General features: G+C 45.6%; 24 protein-coding genes, 2 pseudogenes and 1 riboswitch. Of the genes and pseudogenes, 14 read left to right on the forward strand and 12 right to left on the reverse strand.

Annotated features, from left to right (window positions below):
- Positions 1-124: 124 nt before the first annotated feature.
- Entirely contained in the window at positions 125-727 is a 603-nt protein-coding gene (nfuA, locus tag Q337_RS0106140) for a Fe-S biogenesis protein NfuA (protein ID WP_034279582.1), read from the reverse strand.
- A 285-nt stretch (positions 728-1,012) separates the two neighbouring features.
- Between nfuA and Q337_RS0106145 the strand changes: the two genes are divergently transcribed.
- The 3 genes from Q337_RS0106145 to Q337_RS0106155 all read left to right on the forward strand — a co-directional run bounded on the left by Q337_RS0106145 (position 1,013) and on the right by Q337_RS0106155 (position 4,612).
- Positions 1,013-1,627 (forward strand): rhomboid family intramembrane serine protease, encoded by a 615-nt coding sequence (locus Q337_RS0106145; protein WP_026470850.1) that lies wholly within the window; start codon positions 1,013-1,015, stop codon positions 1,625-1,627.
- A gap of 166 nt (positions 1,628-1,793) precedes the next feature.
- Positions 1,794-3,476 carry an arylsulfatase gene (locus Q337_RS0106150; RefSeq protein ID WP_034279234.1) on the forward strand — a complete coding sequence of 561 codons (1,683 nt, stop codon included), beginning with the start codon at positions 1,794-1,796 and terminating at the stop codon, positions 3,474-3,476.
- A 38-nt stretch (positions 3,477-3,514) separates the two neighbouring features.
- Positions 3,515-4,612: a formylglycine-generating enzyme family protein gene (locus Q337_RS0106155; RefSeq protein WP_156935713.1), complete on the forward strand. Its 1,098-nt coding sequence runs from the start codon at positions 3,515-3,517 to the stop codon at positions 4,610-4,612.
- Between the two features lie 58 nt (positions 4,613-4,670).
- Here the strand turns inward: Q337_RS0106155 and Q337_RS0106160 are convergent, their stop codons facing one another.
- Positions 4,671-6,290 carry an inorganic phosphate transporter gene (locus Q337_RS0106160; protein WP_026470853.1) on the reverse strand — a complete coding sequence of 540 codons (1,620 nt, stop codon included), beginning with the start codon at positions 6,288-6,290 and terminating at the stop codon, positions 4,671-4,673.
- A 189-nt stretch (positions 6,291-6,479) separates the two neighbouring features.
- Here Q337_RS0106160 and Q337_RS0106165 point away from each other — a divergent pair, with 189 nt between their 5' ends.
- From Q337_RS0106165 to Q337_RS0106185, 5 genes are all read left to right on the forward strand, one after another.
- Positions 6,480-7,127, forward strand: a complete 648-nt coding sequence (locus tag Q337_RS0106165; RefSeq protein ID WP_051526614.1) for an alpha/beta hydrolase family protein — start codon at positions 6,480-6,482, stop codon at positions 7,125-7,127.
- 132 nt (positions 7,128-7,259) lie between these two features.
- Positions 7,260-11,027: a methionine synthase gene (gene metH, locus Q337_RS0106170; protein ID WP_026470855.1), complete on the forward strand. Its 3,768-nt coding sequence runs from the start codon at positions 7,260-7,262 to the stop codon at positions 11,025-11,027.
- A 100-nt stretch (positions 11,028-11,127) separates the two neighbouring features.
- Complete coding sequence (locus Q337_RS0106175; RefSeq protein WP_026470856.1) at positions 11,128-11,361, forward strand: antitoxin; 234 nt, start codon at positions 11,128-11,130, stop codon at positions 11,359-11,361.
- Entirely contained in the window at positions 11,361-11,753 is a 393-nt protein-coding gene (gene vapC / locus Q337_RS0106180; protein WP_026470857.1) for a type II toxin-antitoxin system tRNA(fMet)-specific endonuclease VapC, read from the forward strand. Before Q337_RS0106175 ends, vapC begins: the two co-directional genes overlap by 1 nt.
- 85 nt (positions 11,754-11,838) lie before the next feature.
- Entirely contained in the window at positions 11,839-12,981 is a 1,143-nt protein-coding gene (locus Q337_RS0106185; protein WP_026470858.1) for a hypothetical protein, read from the forward strand.
- A gap of 53 nt (positions 12,982-13,034) precedes the next feature.
- On the opposite strand, the gene def is transcribed toward Q337_RS0106185, so the two are convergent.
- The 7 genes from def to Q337_RS0106225 all read right to left on the reverse strand — a co-directional run bounded on the left by def (position 13,035) and on the right by Q337_RS0106225 (position 17,440).
- Positions 13,035-13,514: a peptide deformylase gene (def, locus tag Q337_RS0106190; RefSeq protein ID WP_026470859.1), complete on the reverse strand. Its 480-nt coding sequence runs from the start codon at positions 13,512-13,514 to the stop codon at positions 13,035-13,037.
- A gap of 78 nt (positions 13,515-13,592) precedes the next feature.
- On the reverse strand, positions 13,593-14,090 hold the full coding sequence (locus Q337_RS0106195) for a DUF2505 domain-containing protein (protein ID WP_026470860.1): 498 nt from the start codon (positions 14,088-14,090) through the stop codon (positions 13,593-13,595).
- A 178-nt stretch (positions 14,091-14,268) separates the two neighbouring features.
- On the reverse strand, positions 14,269-14,607 hold the full coding sequence (locus tag Q337_RS0106205; RefSeq protein ID WP_026470861.1) for an FKBP-type peptidyl-prolyl cis-trans isomerase: 339 nt from the start codon (positions 14,605-14,607) through the stop codon (positions 14,269-14,271).
- Positions 14,608-14,617: 10 nt separating this feature from the next.
- Positions 14,618-15,223 carry a hypothetical protein gene (locus Q337_RS0106210; RefSeq protein WP_026470862.1) on the reverse strand — a complete coding sequence of 202 codons (606 nt, stop codon included), beginning with the start codon at positions 15,221-15,223 and terminating at the stop codon, positions 14,618-14,620.
- Positions 15,224-15,260: 37 nt separating this feature from the next.
- Positions 15,261-15,791, reverse strand: a complete 531-nt coding sequence (locus tag Q337_RS0106215; protein ID WP_026470863.1) for a YaeQ family protein — start codon at positions 15,789-15,791, stop codon at positions 15,261-15,263.
- A 244-nt stretch (positions 15,792-16,035) separates the two neighbouring features.
- Entirely contained in the window at positions 16,036-16,902 is an 867-nt protein-coding gene (locus Q337_RS0106220) for a siderophore-interacting protein (protein WP_084494734.1), read from the reverse strand.
- Between the two features lie 52 nt (positions 16,903-16,954).
- Complete coding sequence (locus Q337_RS0106225; protein WP_026470865.1) at positions 16,955-17,440, reverse strand: PadR family transcriptional regulator; 486 nt, start codon at positions 17,438-17,440, stop codon at positions 16,955-16,957.
- Between the two features lie 157 nt (positions 17,441-17,597).
- Positions 17,598-17,766, forward strand: a riboswitch (FMN riboswitch).
- A 212-nt stretch (positions 17,767-17,978) separates the two neighbouring features.
- Between Q337_RS0106225 and ribB the strand changes: the two genes are divergently transcribed.
- Positions 17,979-18,626 (forward strand): 3,4-dihydroxy-2-butanone-4-phosphate synthase, encoded by a 648-nt coding sequence (gene ribB, locus Q337_RS0106230; RefSeq protein ID WP_034279584.1) that lies wholly within the window; start codon positions 17,979-17,981, stop codon positions 18,624-18,626.
- 122 nt (positions 18,627-18,748) lie between these two features.
- On the opposite strand, the gene Q337_RS16965 is transcribed toward ribB, so the two are convergent.
- The gene (locus Q337_RS16965; protein ID WP_228133088.1) at positions 18,749-19,213 is read right to left on the reverse strand and encodes a DUF1289 domain-containing protein; all 465 of its coding nucleotides are present in this window, start codon (positions 19,211-19,213) and stop codon (positions 18,749-18,751) included.
- A 299-nt stretch (positions 19,214-19,512) separates the two neighbouring features.
- On the opposite strand from Q337_RS16965, the gene trhO reads away from it, so the two are divergent.
- The 4 genes and pseudogenes from trhO (at position 19,513) to Q337_RS0106255 (ending at position 22,678) form a co-directional block, all read left to right on the forward strand.
- A complete protein-coding gene (gene trhO, locus Q337_RS0106240; RefSeq protein WP_026470867.1) occupies positions 19,513-20,484 on the forward strand; it encodes an oxygen-dependent tRNA uridine(34) hydroxylase TrhO in 972 nt (323 codons plus the stop codon).
- A 394-nt stretch (positions 20,485-20,878) separates the two neighbouring features.
- A pseudogene (locus Q337_RS19190) lies at positions 20,879-21,418 on the forward strand (hypothetical protein); the annotation flags it as partial.
- Between the two features lie 45 nt (positions 21,419-21,463).
- A pseudogene (locus Q337_RS19195) lies at positions 21,464-21,937 on the forward strand (hypothetical protein); the annotation flags it as partial.
- Between the two features lie 93 nt (positions 21,938-22,030).
- Positions 22,031-22,678: a DedA family protein gene (locus tag Q337_RS0106255; RefSeq protein WP_026470868.1), complete on the forward strand. Its 648-nt coding sequence runs from the start codon at positions 22,031-22,033 to the stop codon at positions 22,676-22,678.
- Positions 22,679-22,833: 155 nt separating this feature from the next.
- Here Q337_RS0106255 and Q337_RS0106260 read toward each other — a convergent pair whose 3' ends face one another.
- Positions 22,834-23,364: a YecA/YgfB family protein gene (locus Q337_RS0106260; RefSeq protein WP_026470869.1), complete on the reverse strand. Its 531-nt coding sequence runs from the start codon at positions 23,362-23,364 to the stop codon at positions 22,834-22,836.
- 435 nt (positions 23,365-23,799) lie between these two features.
- Between Q337_RS0106260 and Q337_RS0106265 the strand changes: the two genes are divergently transcribed.
- Complete coding sequence (locus Q337_RS0106265) at positions 23,800-24,993, forward strand: cation:proton antiporter (RefSeq protein WP_026470870.1); 1,194 nt, start codon at positions 23,800-23,802, stop codon at positions 24,991-24,993.
- 166 nt (positions 24,994-25,159) lie between these two features.
- On the opposite strand, the gene Q337_RS0106270 is transcribed toward Q337_RS0106265, so the two are convergent.
- A complete protein-coding gene (locus Q337_RS0106270) occupies positions 25,160-25,372 on the reverse strand; it encodes a PA3496 family putative envelope integrity protein (protein WP_026470871.1) in 213 nt (70 codons plus the stop codon).
- Positions 25,373-25,511 lie beyond the last annotated feature (139 nt).

Consider the following 25,511-nt stretch of genomic DNA (forward strand, 5'->3'; position numbering starts at 1 on the left):
AACAACACGAACTATACGGATAAGTGAACTGTCACAAGTCTCCCCTAAAAAGGGGAGACTTAGAGGGGTAAAAGTTGAGGCATTATTTAATAAAAAATTTCACTTCAAACTTTCTTCAGGCTCACTACTTAAAATAAGCGCCTTCTTTTTGGGTATGGTCAGTCTTATCAATCACACGACCCAGCTCGGGAATATGCTCTTTCAGCGTGGTTTCCACACCCTGCTTCAAGGTCACATCCACCGCTGAACAACCCTGACAGCCACCACCAAACTGCAATACTGCGGTTAAGCCATGCTCGGCATCGTTGAATAGCTCAACCAATGACACATTGCCGCCATGCCCTGCCAGTCCCGGATTGATTTCTGCCTGCAATACATAAGCAATGCGTTCTTCAACCGACGCATCTGCACCCACACGAGGCACTTTGGAATTAGGCGCCTTAAAGGTTAACTGACCACCAAAGCGATCCTTGTTGTAATCAATCACGGCATCTTTTAAATAAGGAATGGATGGCGTGTCGATATAGGCCGGAAAGCCATCATACTGCTGTTGGTAATCCAGTGTGTTCACTTCTTCCGGTGTGGCATAGGCCATGCAGCATTCCGCACGGGCAGTACCAGGATGCTCAACGAAAATGCGTACACCAATGCCAGGCGTATTTTGCTTGGCCAGCAAGTCATTCAGGTATTCCTGAGCGCTGGGCGTAATGACCATATTCGGGATCATTTCATCCGGTAAGCTTGTATTTTGAGTGGCTTGATTTTCAATCGTGGTGGCATTTTCAACAGACATTACAACTAACTCCTGCGCAGAGGGCACATCATAGCGCATAGATGAGGGCTATGATCATCAAACACAAGTTTAAGTGATTTTTTGGGCAAAATGTAAGAAAACCCTTGGCAAAATACCGATCATCATTATCGGCTAAAAATGTAACTAGGCGTTTATACACAACAATTTGGCCTAAAAGTATTTTACTATTCCGTCACAATAACCATTAATCCGACTAAAATGCTAGGTTTACCTTTTTCCCATACCCTGACCTTAATTCTTATTACCTGTCTGCTGTCTTTTATTGCGTTTGGCAATCGTATGGTGATGAATCGCCTGATTATGTGGCCGCCAGCCATGCGCCGTGGCCAGTTTGACCGCTTTATTACTTATGGCTTCGTGCATGCTGATGGTACGCATTTGCTGTTTAATATGATTACCCTGTATTTTTTTGGCCGCGCGATTGAAGCATTTTACCGGCCTTATTTTGCCGGAATGGGTTTTATCCTGTTTTATCTGGCGGCTTTGGTGGTGGCCATGCTACCCAGCTATTTCAAACATAAGAATGACCCCAATTATCTGAGCCTCGGTGCTTCAGGTGCAGTATCCGCAGTACTGTTTGCCTATATCCTGTTTGCGCCGTGGAGCCTGATTTTTGTATTTTTCATTCCCATGCCTGCCATTATCTATGCCTTGCTATACACGGCTTATACCGTTTATTCAGCACGGCGTGGACAAGACAATATCAACCACAGTGCGCATTTATGGGGTGCAGGTTTTGGGGTGATTGCTACCATTGCAATTGAGCCTCGGTTGGTACCGCGCTTTATGCAGGAATTGCTGCATCTTCATTAAAATATTTTAGTGCCATTTGAGGTTAATTTTAAAACCTGAAAACAAGATTAGTGATTTGATATAGTTTTACTTATATTTTTATTCGATAGCCTTGTTCGTTTTAATTATTTTAAAAAGATAAACCGGTTGCCTACCATTCCTCATATAATTTTTTAGAGGAATATCAATGGCTACTTTTAATACAAAGCAGTTTCTGGTTGCAGGCCTGTGCAGCGTGGCTGTTGGCCTGACAGCGTGCAGTGATAATGACAAAAATGATCAGGCTAATGTGCCTGGTATAGAAAAGAAGAAGCCGAATATTCTGTTTATCATGGCGGATGATCTGGGCTATTCAGACCTTGGGGCTTTTGGTGGTGAAATCAATACGCCAAATATTGATGCACTGGCCAGCACAGGCCGGATTCTCACCGACTATCATACGGCGCAAGCCTGTTCGCCCACCCGTTCGCAATTATTGTCCGGTACTGACCATCATCTGGCCGGCATTGGCTCCATGGCTGAAAGCCTTAATGACAACGTGCGCGGTGCGGATGGCTATGAAGGCTATTTAAATGACCGTGTATTGTCCCTGCCGCAATTGCTTAAGGACAATGGTTACCATACCTATATGGCCGGAAAATGGCACTTGGGATTAACCCCGGAATATGGTCCCAAGGCACGTGGCTTTGAACGCTCATTTGTATTACTGCAAGGCTATGACCTGCACTACAAGGACAAACCTGCCAGCGTGCAACGTCCCGGTACGTATACCGAGGATGGTCAGGCTGTTGAACTGCCCGATGGGTTTTTCTCTACCAATTATTATACCGACAAGCTACTGGCCTACCTGAACAGCAACAAGGACGGCAAGCCGTTTTTTGCTTATGCGGCCTATACCGCCCCGCACTGGCCACTTCAGGCACCGGATGAATTCATTGCAAAATATAAAGGCAAATATGATGCAGGCTATGATGCCATTCGTAACCAGCGTCTTGCACGCCAGAAACAACTGGGCATTGTGCCAGCAGATTTCCAGCCTGCTAATCCATTAGCCACAGCCAACACACCGGACAAGGCCGGAAGCTGGAATGAGCTGACTGATGACCAGAAGAAAATTGAAGCCCGCAAAATGGAAGTGTATGCGGCCATGATCGAAAATCTGGATTACAACGTGGGCCGCATCATTACAGCGCTTAAGAAAAATGGCCAATATGACAATACGCTAATTTTCTTTGTGTCTGACAATGGCGCTGAAGGCTTTCCACGCAACGCTAATGGCTTTGACAACAGCCTGAATAATATTGGCAAGCCGACTTCTTATGTAAGTATTGGGCCACGCTGGGCTGAAGTCAGCTCTACCCCATTCCACTTATGGAAACTGACTGCGGGTGAAGGTGCCGTGCTGTCTCCAGCGATTATCAAGCTGCCCAGCCAGAATAAGGCTGAAACCATAAACACCAGCTTTACTTCGGTCAAAGATGTATCACCGACCATTCTGGAAGTTGCCCAGATCAAAAATCCGGGTAGCCAATACAATGGTAAAACTGTGCATCCTATCACTGGCAAGTCATGGCTATCCTTGTTGCAAAACAAAACCAGCACAGTGTATGGCGATAACTTTGTGTTTGGCGATGAACTGCACGGCAATCAGTATGTGCGCACCGCCAATTGGAAACTGGAATTACAAGCACCGTATCAGGGTAAAAATATTCTGGGAACCGGTGACTGGGAACTCTACGATATTAAAAATGACCGTGCCGAACGCAACAACGTGGCTGCACAGCATCCGGATATTGTGGCAGATTTAAAAACCAAATATAGCCAGTATGCCAAAGATAATGGTGTACAGCCTTTCTTTGGTAAACAGTAACTTTGTTTAGCCTTTATTCAATGAGTAACCTTTATTCAATGAAGAATCAGTGTTTACACCAGTGCTACCGCTTGATAGCACTGGGGCTATTTATATTTTCCGCCCAAGGTTGCCAACCAACCGATGCAGCCAAACAGCAGTCATCTCCGGATGTTGCTTTGGCAAAACCTTTAGCGCTGGGTAATCTGCAACATTGTCAGCGCTATACAGGATTGCCTGCCAACTTTGGCAAAAACCCAAAAGCAGGCATGGCGTATATTCCCGCGGGTGAATTACAAATTGGCTCAACCCAAGGCTATCAGGATGAATTGCCCTTAAAAAGTGGCGCAGGCACACCTGTTGCAGCTTTTTGGATTGACCAGACAGAAGTTACTAATGCCCAGTTCGCCCAATTTGTAAAAGCGACGGGTTATATAACCGATGCGGAAAAAACAGGCGGTGGTGCGGTATTTATTGCGCCTAAAGCCGGGGAAGCCATCAGCAATAATAGCTGGTGGCATTTTGTCAAAGGGGCAAACTGGAAACAGCCTAATGGTCCCGGCAGCTCAATTAAAAACAAGGATCACGAGCCAGTCGTCTTAGTGACTAAAAATGATGCCGAGCACTATGCCGTGTGGCTGGGTCATGACTTGCCCACCGAAGCCCAGTGGGAATATGCCGCAAAAGCACAGGGGCAAGCGCAATCACTGGAAAAAGCACCGCATGATGAACATGGCGCGCCTAGTGCCAACTACTGGCAAGGTGATTTTCCCTTACAGAACAGTCAGGCTGACCATTTCGCCGGGATTGCACCAGTGGGCTGTTATGCAGCCAATGCTTATGGCCTGTATGACATGATTGGCAATGTCTGGGAATGGACGCAATCGCCCTATCACAATAGCCATGAACAGGATGCTGTTGCACAGAACCTGCCCGATGGACATGGCGGCAATCCTGCGCTGGCTCAAAGTCCAACAGCTCAACCTACTCAGTCCAAGACAATGCTATTTGATGCTACACCGTTTGTCATTAAAGGTGGCTCCTACTTATGTGCAGCCAATTATTGCGTGCGCTATCGGGCGGCTGCACGTCATCCACAGGAGGCCAATTTGCCCACCAGTCATGTTGGGTTTAGAACCGTATTAAATCTTAAATAACTGATTAACCTCAAAAAAATGCCCAGCCTAAGCCGGGTATTTTTTGTATTCCAAACTTTTAGACAAACCGTAAAAACAGCCAGTACAAGCCACCCGACAGGGCCACTGTTGCTGGCAGGGTGAGCACCCATGCTGACAAAATGGTACGAATGGTTGACCACTGTAAACCGGATTTATTGGCTGCCATGGTTCCCGCAACCGCACTGTTGAGCACATGAGTTGTACTGACGGGCATGCCCAGGCGATCAGCAATACCAATAGTTGTCATGGCAACCAGCTCAGCCGCCATACCCTGCCCGTAGGTCATATGTGATTTGCCAATGCGCTCGCCCACAGTCACCACAATACGCTTCCAGCCCACCATCGTACCCAGACCCAGCGCTAGCGCCACGGCCACTTTAACCCAGGTTGGAATATACTGGGTGACCTGATCCAGCCCCTTGCGGTAGCTCTCCACAACCTTGCTGTCAGACTCGGCAAGTGTTGGCATAGCCTTGTCTTTATCCAGTCGCTTGAGCGCAGCACTGCTCAGATACATATCATTGCGCAAGGTAGCCACTGCATTGGCGGGTACATTGTTCAGGTTTTTATAAGTTGCGACTTCTTCACTGATATGCTGCGATAACACTGCCACAGCAGGCATTACATCTGCATTAACCTGACGATCCTGAATATAATGGGTTAAGGTAGCGCGTGCTGCGGTTTCCGTCATGCTTGACGCTTTGGGTGCAAGTACCTGTGCCGCTTGTTCAGACACCACCACAAAGGATTGTACCTGCGAGGCATCCAGTGTTTTGTTCAGGGAATACGCCAAGGGTGCAATGCCAATTAAAATCAGCATAATCAGGCCCATGCCTTTTTGCCCATCGTTGGAACCATGTGCAAAGCTAACGCCGGTACAGGTAAAAATCAGCATGGCCCGGATGCCTAGTGGCGGTGGCTCATTACCGACTGGCGGTTTGAACAGCTCAAGACGCTTTTTAAAGATAAATTTTAATAGCAGGAACACTACTGCTGCAAACACAAAACCAATCATGGGCGAAAACAGCAAGGCTTTACCGACCTTGATCACCTGTTCAATATCAACGCCGCTGGTGCCATGTGCTGAATTAAGCAACTGGTTCATCAGCCCTACACCAATAATCGAACCTACCATGGTGTGTGAACTGGACGCTGGAATACCAAAATACCAGGTGCCCAGATTCCATGTAATGGCTGCAATCAGCAAGGCAAATACCATTGCGAAACCCGCGCCACTGCTGACATTTAAGATCAGCTCAACCGGAAGCAAAGCCAAAATGCCATAGGCCACCGCTCCACTGGCAAACAGCACACCCAGAAAATTAAACAATCCAGCCCACATCACCGCCACATGCGCCGGCATAGCGTTGGTATAAATCACGGTGGCTACCGCATTGGCCGTATCGTGAAAGCCATTCACAAACTCAAAGCCCAGCGCAATGATTAATGCAACCGCCAGTAAGGCAAATGAAAATAATGCCATCTGGGGAATCTGGGATAAATCAGCAAATAATTGCGTGGCAATATAAATCAGCGCCACAGCAATAATACCGAGGAACGCCGGCTTAAAAAACTTGGGTGGTGGCGTATCAACATTGCTTGAATTCAGGCTTGCTGCTGGGGCCAGAGGCTGCCCTTGCGATTCTGGTTTGTGCATAGAAACGAAACTAATAACCGTTTGATTGTGTCTATTTTGTGACACTTATATGACATTTACATGACAAATGCTGTAATTTCCGGATTTCCCCGATCAATTGACTGGTTTTTAAACATGAAAATAGCCTGTTAATGCCATTTTGACCACTTGTTGTTATGATTCCGCTGAGCCTGATCACTGAGTAATACAATGTCTTCTTCGCAAAACTGGCGTGCTAATCCGGCAAACAATTACCATGGGCCAAAAATTGCGCTGATTCATGGGTTGCTGGCTGGCAGCCACATGCAGCGTCATTTATTGCAGTTTTTGCGCGAAGCCGGTTATCAGGATACATCCTTGTATAGCAATCACCAGCGTCCAGCAGCTGTAGCCCGGGATCTCATTGAAGCTGGCAAGGCAGGTCGCCCCATTGTACTGATTGGCTATAGTCAGGGTGGCAGTCAGGTCATTAAGGTCGCCAGGATACTACAAAAACATGGCATACAATGTGACCTAGTGGTGTCACTGGCGGCAGGTGGATTGGGGCGGTTGTATCCGGCACAGTGGGGCTTTAACGTGCGCCAGATTCCAGCCAACATTAAACGCTACCTGAATTATTTTGCTGCGGTTGACCGCTTGGGAACAGACCATCAATATCATCGTAATCTGGCTGTTGCACCGGGCTTTGATACCCATGTGGAAAATATTGCCTATCCAGCTGATGCCAATGTAGACCACCTGAGCATTGTGCGCTGCTATCCTTACGAGCAAGTGATTCCAGAGGTGCGCACCTTGTTTTTAGAGCGCCTGTTACAGGAACTTGCTGCCCTAAAATCTGTATCGCAGCCTGCCTTTTAAAGCGGCTGGTCTGATCCTGCCTCATATCCTGAGCGCAAATCTGCTAGAATATTCCCCTTTGCTTTAGCCTGCTTTGTTTTGCCCTGCTTTAGTTTCAATCTTAATTTGCCCTAGCCGCTGTCGGAGTTGTTGATGTCCACGCTTGCCACCCTCAAAGAATTACTGGCCAAACGAATTTTAATTATCGATGGCGCAATGGGCACCATGATTCAGCGCCACAAACTTGAGGAAGCTGATTACCGGGGTGAGCGTTTTGCCAACTGGCCGCATGATGTCAAAGGCAACAATGACCTGCTGGTGCTCACCCAGCCCCAGATTATTCAGGGCATTCATGCGCAGTATCTGGAAGCAGGCGCCGATATTATTGAGACCAACACTTTTAATGGCACGCGCGTTTCCATGGCCGATTATCACATGGAAGATCTGGTGCCAGAAATCAACCGCGAAGCGGCACGCCTGGCCCGTGAAGTCTGTGATGAATTTACCCGCAAGAATCCCGACAAGCCTCGTTTTGTTGCCGGTGTTTTAGGGCCAACCTCGCGCACCTGCTCTATTTCACCGGATGTGAACAACCCGGCTTTTCGGAATGTGACCTTTGATTTGCTGGTTGAAAACTATGTGGAATCCACGCATGCCTTAATTGAAGGCGGTGCGGACATTATTCTGATTGAAACCGTATTTGATACCTTAAACTGTAAGGCTGCCATTTTTGCCGTGCAGCAAGTGTTTGAAGACATTGGCCGTGAACTGCCGCTGATGATTTCCGGCACCATTACCGATGCCTCTGGCCGTACCCTGTCTGGTCAGACTGCCGAAGCGTTCTGGAATTCGGTACGTCATGGCAACCTGTTGTCGATTGGCTTTAACTGTGCGCTGGGTGCAGATGCCATGCGTCCACACGTAAAAACCATTTCAGATAAAGCAGATATTTTTGTGTCGGCGCACCCGAATGCTGGCCTGCCCAATGCCTTTGGTGAATATGACGAAACCCCTGAGGAAACTGCGGAATTTTTGCGTGAATTTGCCCAAAGCGGCCTGATTAACATTACCGGCGGCTGCTGCGGCACCACGCCCGAACACATTGCTGCCATTTATCAGGCCGTAAAGGACATTACACCGCGCCAGATTCCAGAGATTGCGCCAGCCTGCCGCTTGTCTGGTTTAGAGCCATTTAATATTGAAGCTGATTCGTTGTATGTCAACGTGGGGGAACGCACCAACGTTACCGGTTCAAAAAAGTTTTTACGCCTGATTCGTGAAGAAAACTTTAACGAAGCACTGGATGTGGCACGCGAACAGGTTGAAGGCGGTGCACAGGTCATTGACATTAACATGGACGAAGGCATGCTGGATTCGCAAGGCGCGATGGAGCACTTTTTAAAGCTGGTTGCCTCCGAGCCTGATATTTCCCGCGTACCCATTATGATTGACTCCTCAAAATGGGAAATCATTGAAGCCGGCTTAAAGTGCGTCCAGGGCAAGCCGATTGTCAACTCCATTAGCTTAAAAGAAGGCTATGACGAGTTTGTGCAAAAGGCCAAACTCTGCCGCCGTTATGGTGCTGCGATTATCGTGATGGCCTTTGATGAAGATGGTCAGGCCGATACTGCCGCGCGCAAAAAGGAAATCTGCAAGCGCTCATATGATGTGCTGGTGAATGATGTGGGCTTCCCTGCTGAAGATATTATTTTTGATCCCAACGTGTTTGCCGTGGCCACCGGGATCGAAGAACACAACAACTACGCGGTAGATTTTATTGAAGCCACGGGCTGGATCAAGCAAAACCTGCCACATGCCATGATTTCTGGCGGCGTGTCCAACGTGTCCTTCTCTTTCCGGGGCAATGAGCCGGTACGCGAAGCCATTCACGCCGTGTTTTTGTATTATGCTATTCAGCAAGGCATGACCATGGGGATTGTCAATGCCTCGCAACTGGCGATTTATGATGACATTCCTAAAGAATTAAAAGATGCGGTTGAAGACGTTATCCTAAATAAAAATCAGGGCGGCTCTTCATCAGAGGCAGGGGGTAATGAAGCCACTGAAAAACTGCTGGACATTGCCGAAAAATACCGTGGTGGTGGCTCTACCGCAGCTAAGCCGGTTGAAAATCTGGAATGGCGTAATGAAAGCGTGGAAAAACGGCTGGAATATGCGCTGGTTAAAGGCATTACCGCATTCATTGATGTCGATACCGAAGAAGCCCGCTTAAAATCCAAGCGCCCGCTGGATGTGATTGAAGGCCCGCTCATGGACGGCATGAACGTGGTTGGCGATCTGTTTGGTGCCGGAAAAATGTTCCTGCCGCAAGTGGTGAAGTCCGCCCGTGTGATGAAGCAAGCCGTAGCATGGCTAAATCCGTACATTGAAGCCGAAAAAGAAGTCGGTAGCAGCAAAGGCAAAGTGCTGATGGCTACGGTCAAGGGCGACGTGCATGATATTGGCAAGAATATCGTGGGTGTGGTACTGGGCTGTAATGGCTATGACATTGTTGATATGGGCGTGATGGTGCCTGCCGAAAAAATCCTGCAAAAAGCCATTGATGAAAAAGTGGACATTATTGGTTTGTCTGGCCTGATTACCCCAAGCCTTGATGAAATGGTATTTGTGGCCAAGGAAATGCAGCGTCAAGGCTTTAAGATTCCACTACTCATTGGCGGTGCAACCACCTCCAAAGCGCACACAGCAGTTAAAATTGACCCGCAGTATCATAATGATGGCGTCATTTACGTGGCCGATGCCTCACGTGCGGTGGGGGTCGCCACAACCTTGCTGTCACCAGAAATGAAGCCAGCCTTTATTGCACAAACCCGTGAGGATTATGAAAAAGTTCGTGAGCGGCTTGCTAATAAACAGCCCAAAGCCGCACGCTTGAGCTACAGTCAGGCCATCGACAATGGGCTAAAAATTGACTGGCAGAATTACCGTCCGCCTGTACCAAACCAGCTAGGCACACAGGTTTTGCGTAATTATCCACTGGAAAAACTGGTGCCATATATTGACTGGACACCGTTTTTTATTTCATGGAGTCTGGCCGGCAAGTTCCCCAAAATCCTGGAAGATGAAGTGGTGGGTGAAGCCGCGCGTGACTTGTATGCGCAAGCACAGGCCATGTTGAAAGATCTGGTGGATAACAATAGGCTGGATGCACGAGCCGTATTTACCCTAAAACCAGCGGCCCGAATTAGTGCAGATGATTTGGTAGTGTATGACGATGAATCGCGCCAGAATGCCACGCATACCTTCCATCACCTGCGCCAGCAGACTGATAATGTAAACCGCAAGCCCAATCTATCACTAGCGGATTATATTGCGCCTGATGCTGGATATGCAAAGCACTGCTTTGCCCAGCAGCAAGACCGGAGCGATAGCGCAGGTGTAATTACTGCCCCACCTGATTATCTGGGCGGCTTTACCGTATCCATTTTTGGCGCTGAGGAAATGGCGGTTGACTACCGCGCCAAGGGTGATGATTACTCGGCCATTCTGGTGCAATCTCTGGCAGATCGTTTGGCAGAAGCCTTTACGGAGCATTTGCATGAGCGCGTGCGTAAGGAGTTCTGGGGTTATGTCAGCGACGAAGCACTGGACAATGACGCACTCATCAAGGAGCAATATGTGGGCATTCGTCCGGCTCCGGGTTATCCGGCCTGCCCTGAACATTCGGAAAAAGTAACGCTGTTTAATTGGCTAAATACCACTAATGCCATTGGCACACAACTCACTGAGCATTACGCCATGATGCCGCCCTCTTCGGTGAGTGGTTTTTTCTACTCTCACCCAGAGTCGGATTATTTTAATGTGGGCAAAATTGGCCGCGACCAGTTAGAGGATTATGCCAAGCGTAAGGGCTGGAGCATTGAACATGCGGAACGCTGGTTGGCACCGAATCTGGAGTGATTTACGTTATTCAATAATGCATAGAAAATTATTCATTGTTGAATAATAAATCATCAAGCCCTATGATAGATATGACTGGTCACTATCATAGGGCTTTTTTATGGAACACGCCAAAATTTTCCAATCTGGCCGTAGTCAAGCCGTGCGTTTACCAAAGGCTTTTCGCTTTTCTGGTGAAGAAGTTGCCATTAAGCGCTTTGGCAACGGTGTGCTTTTATTACCAATTAACCAACCGTGGCAAATGCTGGAAGAATCATTAAATGAGTTTGAAAGTGGCTTTCAGTTAGAGCGTGAAGCACAGCAGGGTCAGGAACGTGAGGAGTTAGATCCCTAATGCTGATGCTTGATACCAATATTTGTATTTATATCATTAATCATAAACCGCCACAGGTGATTGAACGATTCAAGCAATATTCCCTTGGTGAAATTGTGATTTCCAGTATTACCGCCAGTGAATTAACATTTGGCGTAGAAAAAAGTGGTTCAGCTAAAAACAAGTTGGCTTTGCAAAAGTTCTTTGCACCACTCGAAATTTTACCTTTTGATGAGCATTGTATTTGGCATTACGCGACATTGCGCAATTATTTACAGCAGCAAGGCACACCAATTGGTTCATTAGATATGTTGATTGCAGCCCATGCCCTGTCAATTGACGCAATGCTGGTGACTAATAATGTGGCTGAATTTAGTAGAGTGAATGGGTTAAAGATTGAGAATTGGGTTTGAGTTTTCTTAAGCCTCTAGCTAGGCCCAATTAAGATGATTATATAAAACAAAGTAAATTTTTAATATTCGGAATAATTTTTATATTATGAAAAACTATATTAGCTATTTACCATTTGAAAATATTAAAAATATTCCGTCCAAGCATATTTCTTCATATGAATACATATTTTTCTTGCATGACCAATGTGCAAAGCTTTTAATTGAATATGGCTCTAGTAATATTGATGAAGTTGGCTTAGATGAATTAATAGAAGCTTACTCTATAAATTTTAAGAATAATGATTTCGATATTGTTGAGGTTCTACAATTTTTTAAGGAGAAAAGCATAGATGCACCATACTTTCACTTCTTATACTCAAAAATTTTATTAGGTTTAACAGGCGATTTATTAAATTTTATTTACGAATCACTTAAGTGTTTTGAAAAAAGAAAGTTTTCAGTTGCATATAGTTTACTTAGAAAACCACTTAAAGAAAATCTTACTTTTATATGTTGGTTATTCAATAATTACGAAAATTTTATAGAGAAATTTGAACAAGAGACAGATAAAACTTTAAATAAAATTCATGAGTCAACTATAAAATCTATTATTTTAGAGACTATTAATAAACTTCCTTTACCTGAATTATTTGATGCAGAATTACTCTACAACATGATATTTTCAAAGCAGCATCTTTTTGGATTAGAGATTCCTTGTCAAAGAAGTACACACTTAATCACCTCACACGGTAGTCACCTTAAAACAGGTAAAATGTTTATAAACTCAATATTTGATAATCCAAATGAAACTGGTCAATACCAACCACTATATATCTCACTTCCTTACATTATGCTTTTTACATCGCATGTCATTTTTGAAGCATTTAATAAAATTATCAGATTGAATAATAAAACCCATCAGCATTTCACTCTGACTTCAATAGCAAGCTATGAAAATTTATACTCTGATGCAAGAAAAAGACCGTTAACTAAATGGTGCGGCAAAGCAATAAAAGAATTTTTAAAGTGTATATATTGCAATAAAACTATTAATCTAACAAAAGAAAATTCTTTAAGAATGTTTATGACAGATAAATTAATTTGCAACCACTGTCATACTCATTTAGATTTTCCCTTTTATTGGTTACTTGCTCAGACTAAAATTTCAATTACTAGCACTAACTCAGATGATGACAGCGCATGGAAAGATACTATTTTAGCACGCATGTTTAAATCCACAGAAATATAATATATAAAGATATAACTATCATTTGTAGATCAAAAACTTATGAAGATAAATAATTAAATTCGCTCCACAAACAGCACCCCATTCAAATGATCGACCTCATGCTGCACAATGCGCGCAGGAAAACCCTCAAATGTGGTTTCAACCTGCTCACCTTGCAAGGTGAAATAACGCACCAGAATCCGTTGAGCACGCGCTACAGTCCCACGCTCATCCGGCACACTCAAGCAGCCTTCTTCGCCCAGACACGTCTCTTCTGAAAATTCCAGAATTTCAGGATTCACCATGACCACCGCAGCCATGTCCGGTGCATCAGGATAACGCGGGTTTGGCCGGGACGCGACAATAATCACCCGCTTGGATACATACACTTGCGGTGCTGCAATCCCAACTCCATTTCGCTCAAGCATGGTGGCCTGCATCGCTCGGGCCAGTTGCTCAAGCCACGGTGTATTAAACTCACTGGTAGCAACAGGCGCAGCTTTTAGCGTCAGGATAATTTCGCCACGCTTTGCAACGGGTAAAATAGCGCTCATCTATTTTTTGACCTTTGTTTTAATTGCTAGTTTTCCAATCTCTAAAACAAAAACTCCCCTTGCGGAGAGTCTTTATGTTTAAGCTTGAAGCTGTTTTTTGGCTTCATCTTCAACAATATCAAGTTCCAGTTGGGTAAAGCGGCGAATTTCACCTTCAGCATGGCGCTCCAGCATACCGCCAACCAAGGGTACTTTCACTTTCACTGTCCAGACCATGGTCACATTCAGTTTATTGCTGTCGCCAGTTACTGTGCGCTCACCCTTTGCTTCCAAAGGCAGGTTAGCACCCAGCTCAACCGTAGAAGTCAGTGCAGTTAAATTAGTAATGTCAGTGCGTTTTAGACGAAAAGCATTTTTCAGCAGTTTTTTGGCCACATCAGGAATATTCACATCCAGATTGTATTCACGGCGTAAGGTATAGGTATTGCCCTGAATATTGGATTCCAGAATTTCCAGATTTTCACCGGGAATACGACGGCACACCGCTTCATGCAGTGATTTATCAGCAGCCAGTCGCTTAAAGTCGTCTATTGAAATACCAGGAATGGTTGCATTGATGGTGAATTGATGTGCCATAGCAGAGTCCGTGTCATTTTTTAATGTATGTCAACATTCAGTTAAGCAGAAAGTTAAGCACGCAAATTATATCACTAACTTTTGTAGCCATTCCTGAAAATTTGCTTAATTTGCAGCTTATACCTGCGCTGCTTTACTTAAAAGTTGAGGAAGGCTGCTAGCGTGGCAATGCATAGGCTCAATCATCGCGGGTAAGCACTTCCAGCAATTCAATTTCAAAAATCAGGTTGGAATTGGGCGGAATCTTGCCAATTTGGCGCTCGCCATAGCCTAGATGCGCAGGCACGAACAGCTTGCGTTTGCCCCCAACTTTCATTCCCATTAAACCCTGATCCCAGCCCTTGATCACGCGGCCCGTACCAATCACACATTGAAAGGGCTGCCCCTTATTCAACGATGTATCAAATACGGTGCCATCTTCCAGTGTACCGGTATAATGGGTGGTAATCAGTGCGCCCTTAACGCATGTTTTGCCTGTGCCTTCCAGCAGATCGGTAATTTGTAGTTCAGTGGTCATTAATCTATTCCTAGCAGTCATCCTGAAAAAATGCATAACGCCACAGTTTGCCGTTTTTAAATTCAAACCGGTACTGCGTTAAGCCGCTTTCCTGCTCAAATGTATACTGATGTGGCGCGTAAACCCCATACATTCCGCTATAGTACTTTAAAAATTCCAGCTCTGAGGTTTGGCCAGATATAGGCTTGCCCAGCAGCATCAAACGATTGCGTGAGTCATTAAAATACAGGCTTTGCACTTGCAGTGTGTATTCATTGACTTGAAAAGAGCCATAGTCCAGCAGCCGGGGGAAATCCTGCCCGTTACAGTCATCATAGCCCTGAGACAGCAGTTTAACAGGCTTACCCAGTTGCTGATGCACCGCAGCCAGTGAATTTAAGCGTTTAAATGCTTTACCGTTAATGACCGGATAAATATCCTTGGCTGCAATCGCCTGCTCAATCACAGCCGAAGATTTTTGATGTTGCTGGCTGGCTTGCAACAGTTTTGCAAGACCTTGTGACTGACTTGGCGCCGTCCATGTCTCTGCCGATGACACACCGCCAGCCAGCAATAAGGCAACCGGGAGTGCCACACCGGCTCCCAGCATTTTTAATATTTTTTTAATGTTATGCATGGTTTGATTATATCAATTGGTTATGCGGGTTGATCCATTATTTTAACGCAATCCATTCAACGGTAACGCTGCCTTTATCACTGGATAATGTCCACTCCCCATCCATGATATTCAGCTGCAACTGCATGGTACGTTCGCACAAGTCCTGAATCGCCTGCGTGGTGGCAAGCGGTAACTGCCATACACTGACATTGTTCATATTGGCCAGCTTGCTATTGCGCTTCCACCATTCCTCCACTTGCGTACCGTAAGCAATCACAGCCACTTCGGGACAGCGTGCACTTGCTTTTTTAACCTTGTTTTCATCCGGCAAGCCCACTTCAACCCACTTTTCCAGCTGGCCAGTCAGGTCTTTTTGCCACAAGGCAGGCTCATCTGTTTCAAACAAGTCTTTGGTAAAGGTGAGCTGCTCATCGGCAAAACGGGCAAATGCCAGAATGCGCATCATCAGTCGCTCGATGGTTTCAGAAGGATGCTGCGCCAGTGTAAGCTGATGATCGGCATAATAGTGGCGATCCATGTCGGCAATTTGCAAATCAGCTTTATAAATGGTTGCTTTAAGGGCCATAGAAAAAAGTCATGTGTTGCTAAAAATTGCTGGCAAGCATAGCGGATTAGCCAGCAATAAGCAGGATGTCCTAGAAAATAATTCTTCTATATGCTGACTTTACTGACATCAAACCCCAGCTTTCTCTGGCTAATAAAAAACCTGCCTGTTTTTTTAAGGTCAGGCAGGTTTTTAATGAACTAGTTTGCTGGCAACAATAGCGTTTTGCTTTATGTCAGTTTGTTTGATGACTAAAACCCAGAAGCTATTCGTCTTCGAGTACCTGATGCGAGTCACTTTGGCCCAGTTGCCAGTATCCGGCAGCCTTAATGTATTTTTTATTCACATCATAGTCTTCAATCAGGGTTTTGCGTAGCTGGCGCGCCACGTTGGTTTCTGCGGCAATCCAGGTATGAAACTCTTTTTCCGGAAAAGGCGCATGTTTAAAGGCCTGCAAAAACAGGTCTGCTTGTCCCATGGGTTGCCCCATGCGTTGCACCCACATGATTTCAGTATCTGCCGGGCACTCCCAGTTCAGTTGATCTTGCTGGCAGTCCACTTCTGCAATGACCAGTACCTGACTGTCGCGCGGTAATTCTTCCAGACGGCGGCCAATGGCAGGCAACGCTGTTTCATCACCAATCAGCACATAGCCATCAAAATCCATGGGAATAATCATCGAACCCCGTGGCCCGCCAATACCCAGCTCGTCACCCACTTTCGCCCGTCTGGCCCAGTCCGAAGCCGGGCCTGCTTCATGCAAGGCAAAATCAATGGTCAGGCTATGTTGCTGGTTATCAAAATAGCGGGGTGTATAGTCCCGCATGATTGGCTTTGGCCCATCACTCACTGCAATGCCCTGTCCTTCCAACTGCGGTAGCACCAGTTGTCCACTTTGGGCATCGGGAAAAAATACTTTCACATGATCATCAAAACTGGCGCTTGTGAAGTCGGCAAAGTCCGGCCCTATTAACACAATACGCCGCATATTAGGCCCTAGCTCCTCAATCTGCTGTACGCTTGCCTTACGCAGCTTAAGTGGGTGGCGCACGCGGTAGGCTTTTTTAGGTTCCCAGTTTTGCTCAGGTTGCGAGTTCTGCCCAAGTCGTGAGTTTTGTTCATTCTGTTGCATGACTGACCTCTGCTATTTTTAAAAATTCAATCAATAAATAATCTTCAACTGCTTACAATTGTTCAATTTGGCGCACTGCATTGTCCAGAATTTCGGTGAGCTGGTTGGCCTGTGCAGTAGTCAGCACCTCATTACCCAGCTTAAGCCGCACTGCCAGCTTAAAGTTTTCAATCGCACGTGTAACCTGAATTGGCTGTTTTGCACGCTGGCGCACCCGGGCAAAGATATGTTCCACCCGGGCAGCTTCATCAGCCAATACTTTTTTGCCAGCAGGCTGAATGGCATACACCTGCTTTTTGCTTTCTACACCAGCCGTGGCTTCAGCACTAATCAGTCCCTGTTCCACCAACTGCCCTAACAAGGGATAAACCATGCCCGCACTGGGGCGATAATGACCGGAAGTTAATTCTTCCACGGCTTTGATCAGGTCATAGCCATGCCGTGACTGCGCATTGATCAGGCTCAAAAGGACCAGCCGTAACCCGCCATGACCAAAACCACGTTGCTTGTTACCCGCGGGCAAAGTAGATTCAGACATCTTTACCTTCCCATATTTAAATTCAGATATAAAAAAGATATAGCTAAAATTAGTATTGTTCAAGTTGCTTTTTGCTATTTTTTCATCATCTTTTAAACTTATTGTTAAGCCGCTTTGTCAAGATGGATAGATTTAGCAAAACAGGTTTACAATACAGGCTACTCTTCAGGGCGGGGTGTAATTCCCCACCGGCGGTAAGTGGATCAGCAAATTATCAGTAAGATATCAAGTTGCATTCACAAGCCCGCGAGCCGAAACCTCTGGATGCAGGCAGATTTGGTGAGATTCCAAGGCCGACGGTATAGTCCGGATGAAAGAAGATGTGCAATTTATCAATGGTGTACAGCTCAGGCTACTTATGGCCTGTTGAGGTATGGCATTGTGTACGCTTTTATTCAAGCAGTCCTGAAATGTTCATTGTCCATTTTTCAAGAGCATTTCAATGTCCAGTTATATTTCCCAAGCGTTGCAAAACCAGTCTGAACTTTCCTTACCTCCTTCTTCTTCTCATTCAAAATTATTGCCTGCTGAACAAGTGATGCAGCAGCCGCAGTTTTTTGACCAGCTTGCACCTGCATCGGAACGAATCTCCCGCGCACTGGCCGATATGCGTTCAGGCCGACCTGTACTGCTCATGGATGACTTTGACCGTGAAAACGAAGTTGACCTGATTGTTGCTGCCGAAAAGATTTCACAAGACAGCATGGCACGCATGATTCGTGATGGCAGTGGTATTGTTTGCCTGTGCATCCCAGATACGCTGGCCGATCATTTGCAGCTCGCGCCCATGGTGCAGGACAACCAGAGCCGCTTTAGCACGGCCTTTACAGTTTCCATCGAAGCAAAACATGGCGTTAGTACTGGTGTTTCTGCTGCCGATCGGGTAACAACCATTCTGGCTGCCATTGATGACAATGCAGTTGCCGATGATCTGGCGCGTCCCGGCCATGTGTTTCCATTACGCGCGCAATCCGGGGGCGTGCTGAGCCGCAAGGGCCATACCGAAGGCAGTGTGGACTTGGCCCGGCTGGCTGGCCTAAAACCGGCTGGCGTTTTATGCGAACTAATGAACCCGGACGGCAGCATGGCACGCGACCAGCAAATTCTGGATTATGCACTACAGCATGATCTGGTGATTTTAACGATTGATGAACTGGTACAATACCGGCAGCAAACCGGACTTTAAATCATTAAGTTTTGATTATTCGAATCTTAGGATTTAAGCTCTTCGATTTAAAGTTGTGCATCAATAAAAGGAAGGTTTTGGCCTTCCTTTTTTATTTCTCTTTATTCAGTTGGATAATGATTTTATAAACTGGTTTCCGTAGCCGTTTCGCCAAATTGCGCTGCCCGTAACCAAGCCAATTCAAAACTGGCCACGGCCAGTGAATAAATACGCTGCTCAAACAACTGCCAGGTTTTTTGCACATGTTCTGATGCAACACTCAATCCTGCCCGTTCATGGCAGGCGGGATTACGCTGGCAAATCCGTAAGGCATGATAAATCTTGCGACCTTGCGAGGCATTCTCCAGCAAGCGCACCTGTTGCGAGCGTAGGAACTCATCCAGTGCCTGTTCATCCCGGATTTGCACCAGTGGCAATAAAATCTGGTCAAGCTGGCTATCCAGTCGTTGCCAAATCAGCTTTTGCTCATCCAGCGAATAGCGATTCCAGTGAATCACTTCATAGCTAAAGCGACGGCAGCCACGACAAACACTATCACCAAACACGGTTGAGCACTTTCCGGCACAAGGCGTTAAGGCAGCAGTCAAGTGAACCTCCAGTTTTTTTATAGCCTATTTTTATAGCCTATTTTTATAACCAATATTGGTTAATAAAAACACAATATCTAGTAGTTTATTAAATATGAAAATCTATATATAGACAATAACCATTTTTTATTCTTGTGTTTAGCCAATGAAAATTTTAGCTATTTTATTATTGTTGCCATGAGCGCAATTAAACCATAATTTTTTTATGGAATTTATCGCGCTTTGTAGTTCAAACCAGTAGAATATGCGCGTCTCATTTTCCTGTTTATGTATTTAGGCAGACTCTTTAGGAGCGTTCCATGTCCGCAACATTAGACCAGCAGCTTGCACCTGCGTCTTCTACAACCACCATCGATCAAAACCCTGTCAATGCAGGCACGGCTGATCAAAACTGGGTTGTGGCGGCGCTCTATCAGTTTCATCCGGTTGCCGATCCATCAGCCTTACAGCAACAATTACTAGATTTGCTTAGCTCACTTAACATCTGCGGCACCCTGATTGTGGCCGGCGAAGGCATCAATGGCACGGTGGCCGGTTCGCGGGCTGCCATTGACCAGATGCACCAGTACCTTATGGATTGCGGGTTTACCAACATGGAATACAAGGAATCCTCAAGTTCCGAGAAGCCATTTCGCAAAACCAAGGTCAAGCTGAAAAAGGAAATTGTCACGCTTGGCGTGGAAGTTGCTCCACGTTCACAGGTCGGTCATTATCTCAATCCTGAAGAATGGCATGACTTTATTCAACAGGACGATGTCATTTTGATTGATACCCGCAATGACTACGAATATAAAGCCGGTACGTTTAAAAATGCCATTGATCCACAAACCGAAAGTTTCCGTGAATTCCCCGACTATGTTGAAAAAAACCTGAGCGATGCCAAAGACAAAAAAATTGCCATGTTTTGCACAGGCGGTATTCGCTGTGAAAAATCCACCAGTCTGCTATTGCAACAAGGATTTAAAGAGGTTTATCACCTTAAAGGCGGCATTTTAAACTATCTGGAACAAATCCCGGCTGAACAAAGCCTGTGGGAAGGCGAATGTTTTGTATTTGACAATCGCACCGGAGTAACGCATGGCGTACAGGAAGGTGAAAGCGTAAAATGCCATGCCTGTGGCTGGCCGTTATCGCCTGAAGAAGTTGAATTGCCCAGCTATGAACTGGGTGTAAGCTGCGTATATTGCATTGATAAAACCACCGAGCAACAAAAGTCAGGCTTTCGTATGCGCCAGTCGCAGCTCACCAAAGCCAAGCGCAAAAGACTTTAATTGCTATCTGCTAAACGCTTAAGTTAACTTGGCTTAACTACTAGCATCAATAAAATTAAAACGGGCCTGCATTATATGTACGCCCGTTTTTTTACGTTTTTCACGGTTATTTTGGTCTTCCACTTTTACGTCACAAATATTTTTATTAGTTTTGAATAGCAATCTTTAAGCCGACTTAAAAGATTGTTTACGCATTATCTACAACTGTCACGCTTCATTACGCTTCACGCTTTTTTCTACGTCAACCTTCCAACAAGAAACGCTTAGCAACTACATTTGCGACAAACTACAGTAGCGACATAGGGTAACACCCTGTTTATGGAAAGAAATGCAGTACTAGCTATTCCAGTAACTGTTCAGACTAAAAATTTTGTAAGTCAATTGGAGTAAAGCAATGAGTAGTTCACGTGATAATTTAGACAATATGGATCGCGACCAAATTAAGAATATGTCGGATGAGGCGCGCGATGATTTAAATGCTGATCCGATTACTGGAGAACCAGGTTCTCATCCTGTAGGTACAGGCCTTGGTGCTGGCGGTGGCGCAGCTGCTGGTGCAGCTATTGGTGCAGTTGCCGGTCCAGTCGGTGCGATGGTTGGTGGCGTAATCGGTGCTATTGCCGGTGCAGCAGCAGGTCATGCCGCTGGCGAAGCCATGAACCCAACAGAAGAAGAAGCCTACTGGCGCGAAAATTACACCAATACCTCATATTACAAGTCTGAAGCTAGTCAGCACCCAGACTTAAATTATGACCGTGATTACAGCACCGCCTACCGTGTAGGTTATGAAAACCGTGCTCATTACAACCAGACCCATCGCTTTGAAGATGCAGAAAATGATCTAAGCCGCAAATGGGATGAAGTCAAAGGTGAATCACGCCTGAAATGGGATCAAGCCAAACATGCTACCCGTGATGCGTGGGATCGTGCTACCAACCGCACGACTGGCAGCTATGACACCACCCGTACCAATAATGATGATGATTTAAATGCTGATCCGATTACTGGTGAGCCAGGTTCTCATCCTGTAGGTACAGGTGTCGGTGGCGTTGGTGGTGCAGCCGCTGGCGCAGCAATTGGCTCTGCTGCTGGCCCAATTGGTACAGTAGTGGGTGGTGCGGTTGGTGCGGTCGCTGGTGGCGTAGCAGGTCATGCCGCTGGTGAAGCCATGAACCCAACTGAAGAAGATGCGTACTGGCGTAGCAATTACACCACAACGCCATACTATTCCAGCAACTCAGCAACCTATTCTGATCTGGACTATGACCGTGATTACAGCCCCGCCTATCGTCTGGGTTATGAAAACCGCGCGCGTTATGGCAACGATGCCCGTTTTGAAGATGCCGAGAGCGATCTGGGCCGTAGCTGGGATCAATTTAAAGGCGAATCCCGCCTGAAGTGGGAACAGGCCAAAGATGCAACCCGTGATGCATGGAACCGTGTTACTCATTAAGTGCAACACATAAAAAGCACCTTCGGGTGCTTTTTTTTATAACTGCTATTCACTGGCTTACATAGCAATTACTGCAATTTAGGGATATGAAATATGTCATCGGTTGCCAACTGGATTAATGAGGTAATGCAACAGCTTGGCTATTTTGGTATTGCCCTGCTGATGTTTCTGGACAATGTATTCCCACCGATTCCTTCCGAACTGATTATGCCTGCGGCGGGTTTTACTGCGTCACAGGGTGAGCTAAATATTGTCGGTGTGATCATTGCCGGCAGCTGTGGCAGCATTCTGGCAGCGATCATGCTGTACTGGATTGGCCGGTTGCTGCATGAAGACCGCCTGACGTCATGGCTTGAGCGTCATGGGAAATGGCTATTTCTAAAACCGGATGACCTGAAAAAAGCCACTGGCTGGTTTAATCAGCATGGCCGCAAAATTGTATTTTTTGGCCGCATGGTGCCTGCCATACGTTCCATTATTAGTATTCCGGCGGGAATGTCACGGATGCCCTTTGGCTTGTTTCTGCTGTATACCAGCCTGGGTACGATCCTCTGGACCACTATTTTAGGACTGGCAGGTTTTTACCTAGGAAACAATATTGAAAAATTTTCGCACTGGTTATCCGGGATTGGCAATGTCATCGTTCTCGTTTTAGTCATTGCTGGTGGCTTTGCCATTCGTCGCTACTATAAACATAAAGGACAGACTGACCAGCAGTCATCAAAAAAGGCATCAGCTTAATTACTTTTTTAGTAGCAGGAGTCAGGTTAAAACATTAAAAAAATCAGGCCGCCAGACATGACATTAAGGTTAATCCATTAATCATGTGGCAGCCTGATTTTCAGGTTTTTATTTCATTGTTTTAGTTCAATATTTATCAATAAAAGCCTCAAACTTTATTCATCAGGTGAATGATACAGCAAGTACAGCTTGGTCAGATTTTCCGGAATCTCTTCGGCCAGCTCATCCATCAGGTCACCATTGCGGCGAATGTTGTCCATTTCTGTTTCGCCTTCAATGCCACTAAAGACCATCATCGGCAGTGTCAGCATGATGATAGCCTCTTCATCAGCATCATCTACCTGAAACCATGCTTCATCATTTAAAAACAGTGCATCCACAAAACCCACGCTCCAGTCACCGAGGCTGGATTCTTCTGTAGCTTCCTCAATCTCAAATGGAAACTCAATAGTTTCTTCATTAATCAGGGTTTGCTGAATATCTTCACGCCATAAGCGAATTTGCTCAATAATGTCTTTTCGAACCTTAGCTTCATTATTTTCAAACAACTGGCTTAGCCAGTCCTTGAGTTCCGGGCCCACCACACAGGCACATAAAAAACCATGCGTTGCTGCAAAATCCAGACCGTGCTCATTGTGTTCGCCATCCAGATAATCAGCCAGCAAATCCAAATCCAGCGTTGCCATATCATTTAACCAGTCATTTAAAATTGTCCATATTGTGACATACAACCTCTGCAAACTTAAATATTAAAAACTGTGAACGCTTGCTTACTGTCTTCAGTAAAGATGACACGTTAAGTCTTTCTCTTCTAATTGAAAATTGTTAGCTTTGATTTTTTAAACCAGAAAACTCAATGTCCCATTGTTGTAAGGTTTTTTTAAAGCGCTGAAGCTCATTTTGCGTTAAAACTGACAGAAACCATATCCGCCTTTTCTCCGCTTTATAATGTTATTACCTGTTCGATCTGGATAATTTATACCCGGTTAGCTACTGCCCAGAATCCTCTTTTTGCGCAAAAAATGGTACATTTCCAGTGCATCCTAGCTACTTTTATCCCAACACCTGTTTTTATCATTCAAATTGAATTTTTAATATTCCATATATTTTTTAGGGGGTAAATGATGGAACTCTCTATTGCCAAGATCGGTTTACTTTTAGTGATTGCTGCGTTCGTGGCCATGCTGGCACGCCGCTTTCATTTTCCTTATACCGTTGGCTTGTTGATTGCTGGCATTGGCATGGCATTTTTTCCATTTATTCCAACTATTGAACTCACCAAGGAACTGATTTTTACCGCGCTATTGCCACCGCTGATTTTTGAGGCTGCCTTGTTCCTGCCGTGGAAAGAACTCAAGCAGGTTATGCCTTCAACCATTAGCATTGCCAGTATTGGCCTGCTTTTCTCTGCCGTTGTAACCGGTTTAGGCATGTTTTACCTGCTGGACTGGCCCGTTTATGCAGCAGCCGTGTTTGGCGTGTTGATTGCGGCAACTGATCCGGTATCAGTCATTGCTACCTTTAAGGAAGCCGGGGTAAAAGGCAACCTGAAAATATTGGTTGAATCGGAAAGCCTGTTTAATGATGGCGTGGCTGCCGTGTTATTTGGTTTAGCCATTACGCTGACTTCATCCACCCAGACTATTAGTGTCGTCAGTATCGTGATGAACATGGGCTATGTGATTGGCGGTGGCTTGCTGGCAGGTATTGCTGTGGGAATAGTGGGCCTGTTCGTGCTTTCCAAGACAACCGATCACCTGATTGAGCTGACCTTTACTGCCATTGGCGCCTATGGTTCCTTTATGCTAGCGGAGCATTTTCACTGCTCTGGTGTGCTGGCAACGCTAGCTACAGGTGTTATGGTCGGTAATCTGGGCCATATCAAGGCCATTTCTACCCGGGGCAATGAGGCTATTGAAAACTTCTGGGAATTTGCTGCATTTATTGCCAACTCCATTATTTTTTTATTGATTGGTGTTTATGAAGCCAAGCGATTTGACCTAAACCTGTTAATGGCATCAGTCTGTGCAATTGTGCTGGTACTGCTGGGGCGAATGGTAGCTATTTATCCGGTAGCTGCACTGTTTCGTAATACCCGATACCATATTCCAGCAACTTATCAGCATATTATGGTATGGGGCGGTTTGCGTGGTGCACTGGCTTTGGCGCTGGCGCTGGGTTTACCCAATGACATGGTGTACCGCTCACAGATCATTACCGTCACCTTTGTGGTGGTTGGTTTCTCAATTCTGGTACAGGGCATTACCATCACTCCCCTGCTCAGGCGTTTTGGCATCCTGAAAACCAATAGCTAAAAAACGTCAGTGCTGGTGCTGTAAACCTCATATTAAAAGCCGCATAAAGCGGCTTTTAATCGTTCTGTCTAACCAACTCCAAAACTGATACCAGATTAGGTTTGTATGCTATATCTGATGCCTCCTAGTCCTGAATTAGCCCAAGAACAAGATTGCATGGACCAGACTAAAAATCCTCGTCATCAATGTCATCAAAATCGTAATCAAGATCCTTGAGTTCACGTTGCAAACGACGCTCAGCCAGCAAGTCATCAATCAGGCGGCGTTTTAGCAGGGAATCCTTGGCACTGGCAGCCTTGCCTGCATTTTCATCCTCAAACGGCGCTTCTTCCTCAGTAAAGCTATCATCCAACTCAAAATCCTGACCTGAACCAGACATAGCACTTCCCCCAAAAAAATTTTGTTCTGGCGGCTATTTATATCTGATCAAAAATAAAGTCAAGAAATTTTTTTATGCTGTCTTAGCTTTAGCTGGCTGTCTATTGTTTTTCATCAGATTTAAAATAATATACCGATAG

It is taken from the genome of Alkanindiges illinoisensis DSM 15370, assembly GCF_000619845.1.
GTDB lineage: Bacteria > Pseudomonadota > Gammaproteobacteria > Pseudomonadales > Moraxellaceae > Alkanindiges > Alkanindiges illinoisensis.

Bases quoted from the DNA above. Each gene is read 5' to 3' on its own strand.
- nfuA (WP_034279582.1), bottom strand. From the start codon at position 727: ATGATCCCGAATATGGTCATTACGCCCAGCGCTCAGGAATACCTGAAT.
- Q337_RS0106145 (WP_026470850.1), top strand. From the start codon at position 1,013: ATGCTAGGTTTACCTTTTTCCCATACCCTGACCTTAATTCTTATTACC.
- Q337_RS0106150 (WP_034279234.1), top strand. From the start codon at position 1,794: ATGGCTACTTTTAATACAAAGCAGTTTCTGGTTGCAGGCCTGTGCAGC.
- Q337_RS0106155 (WP_156935713.1), top strand. From the start codon at position 3,515: ATGAAGAATCAGTGTTTACACCAGTGCTACCGCTTGATAGCACTGGGG.
- Q337_RS0106160 (WP_026470853.1), bottom strand. From the start codon at position 6,290: ATGCACAAACCAGAATCGCAAGGGCAGCCTCTGGCCCCAGCAGCAAGC.
- Q337_RS0106165 (WP_051526614.1), top strand. From the start codon at position 6,480: ATGTCTTCTTCGCAAAACTGGCGTGCTAATCCGGCAAACAATTACCAT.
- metH (WP_026470855.1), top strand. From the start codon at position 7,260: ATGTCCACGCTTGCCACCCTCAAAGAATTACTGGCCAAACGAATTTTA.
- Q337_RS0106175 (WP_026470856.1), top strand. From the start codon at position 11,128: ATGGAACACGCCAAAATTTTCCAATCTGGCCGTAGTCAAGCCGTGCGT.
- vapC (WP_026470857.1), top strand. From the start codon at position 11,361: ATGCTGATGCTTGATACCAATATTTGTATTTATATCATTAATCATAAA.
- Q337_RS0106185 (WP_026470858.1), top strand. From the start codon at position 11,839: ATGAAAAACTATATTAGCTATTTACCATTTGAAAATATTAAAAATATT.
- def (WP_026470859.1), bottom strand. From the start codon at position 13,514: ATGAGCGCTATTTTACCCGTTGCAAAGCGTGGCGAAATTATCCTGACG.
- Q337_RS0106195 (WP_026470860.1), bottom strand. From the start codon at position 14,090: ATGGCACATCAATTCACCATCAATGCAACCATTCCTGGTATTTCAATA.
- Q337_RS0106205 (WP_026470861.1), bottom strand. From the start codon at position 14,607: ATGACCACTGAACTACAAATTACCGATCTGCTGGAAGGCACAGGCAAA.
- Q337_RS0106210 (WP_026470862.1), bottom strand. From the start codon at position 15,223: ATGCATAACATTAAAAAAATATTAAAAATGCTGGGAGCCGGTGTGGCA.
- Q337_RS0106215 (WP_026470863.1), bottom strand. From the start codon at position 15,791: ATGGCCCTTAAAGCAACCATTTATAAAGCTGATTTGCAAATTGCCGAC.
- Q337_RS0106220 (WP_084494734.1), bottom strand. From the start codon at position 16,902: ATGCAACAGAATGAACAAAACTCACGACTTGGGCAGAACTCGCAACCT.
- Q337_RS0106225 (WP_026470865.1), bottom strand. From the start codon at position 17,440: ATGTCTGAATCTACTTTGCCCGCGGGTAACAAGCAACGTGGTTTTGGT.
- ribB (WP_034279584.1), top strand. From the start codon at position 17,979: ATGCAGCAGCCGCAGTTTTTTGACCAGCTTGCACCTGCATCGGAACGA.
- trhO (WP_026470867.1), top strand. From the start codon at position 19,513: ATGTCCGCAACATTAGACCAGCAGCTTGCACCTGCGTCTTCTACAACC.
- Q337_RS0106255 (WP_026470868.1), top strand. From the start codon at position 22,031: ATGTCATCGGTTGCCAACTGGATTAATGAGGTAATGCAACAGCTTGGC.
- Q337_RS0106260 (WP_026470869.1), bottom strand. From the start codon at position 23,364: ATGGCAACGCTGGATTTGGATTTGCTGGCTGATTATCTGGATGGCGAA.
- Q337_RS0106265 (WP_026470870.1), top strand. From the start codon at position 23,800: ATGATGGAACTCTCTATTGCCAAGATCGGTTTACTTTTAGTGATTGCT.
- Q337_RS0106270 (WP_026470871.1), bottom strand. From the start codon at position 25,372: ATGTCTGGTTCAGGTCAGGATTTTGAGTTGGATGATAGCTTTACTGAG.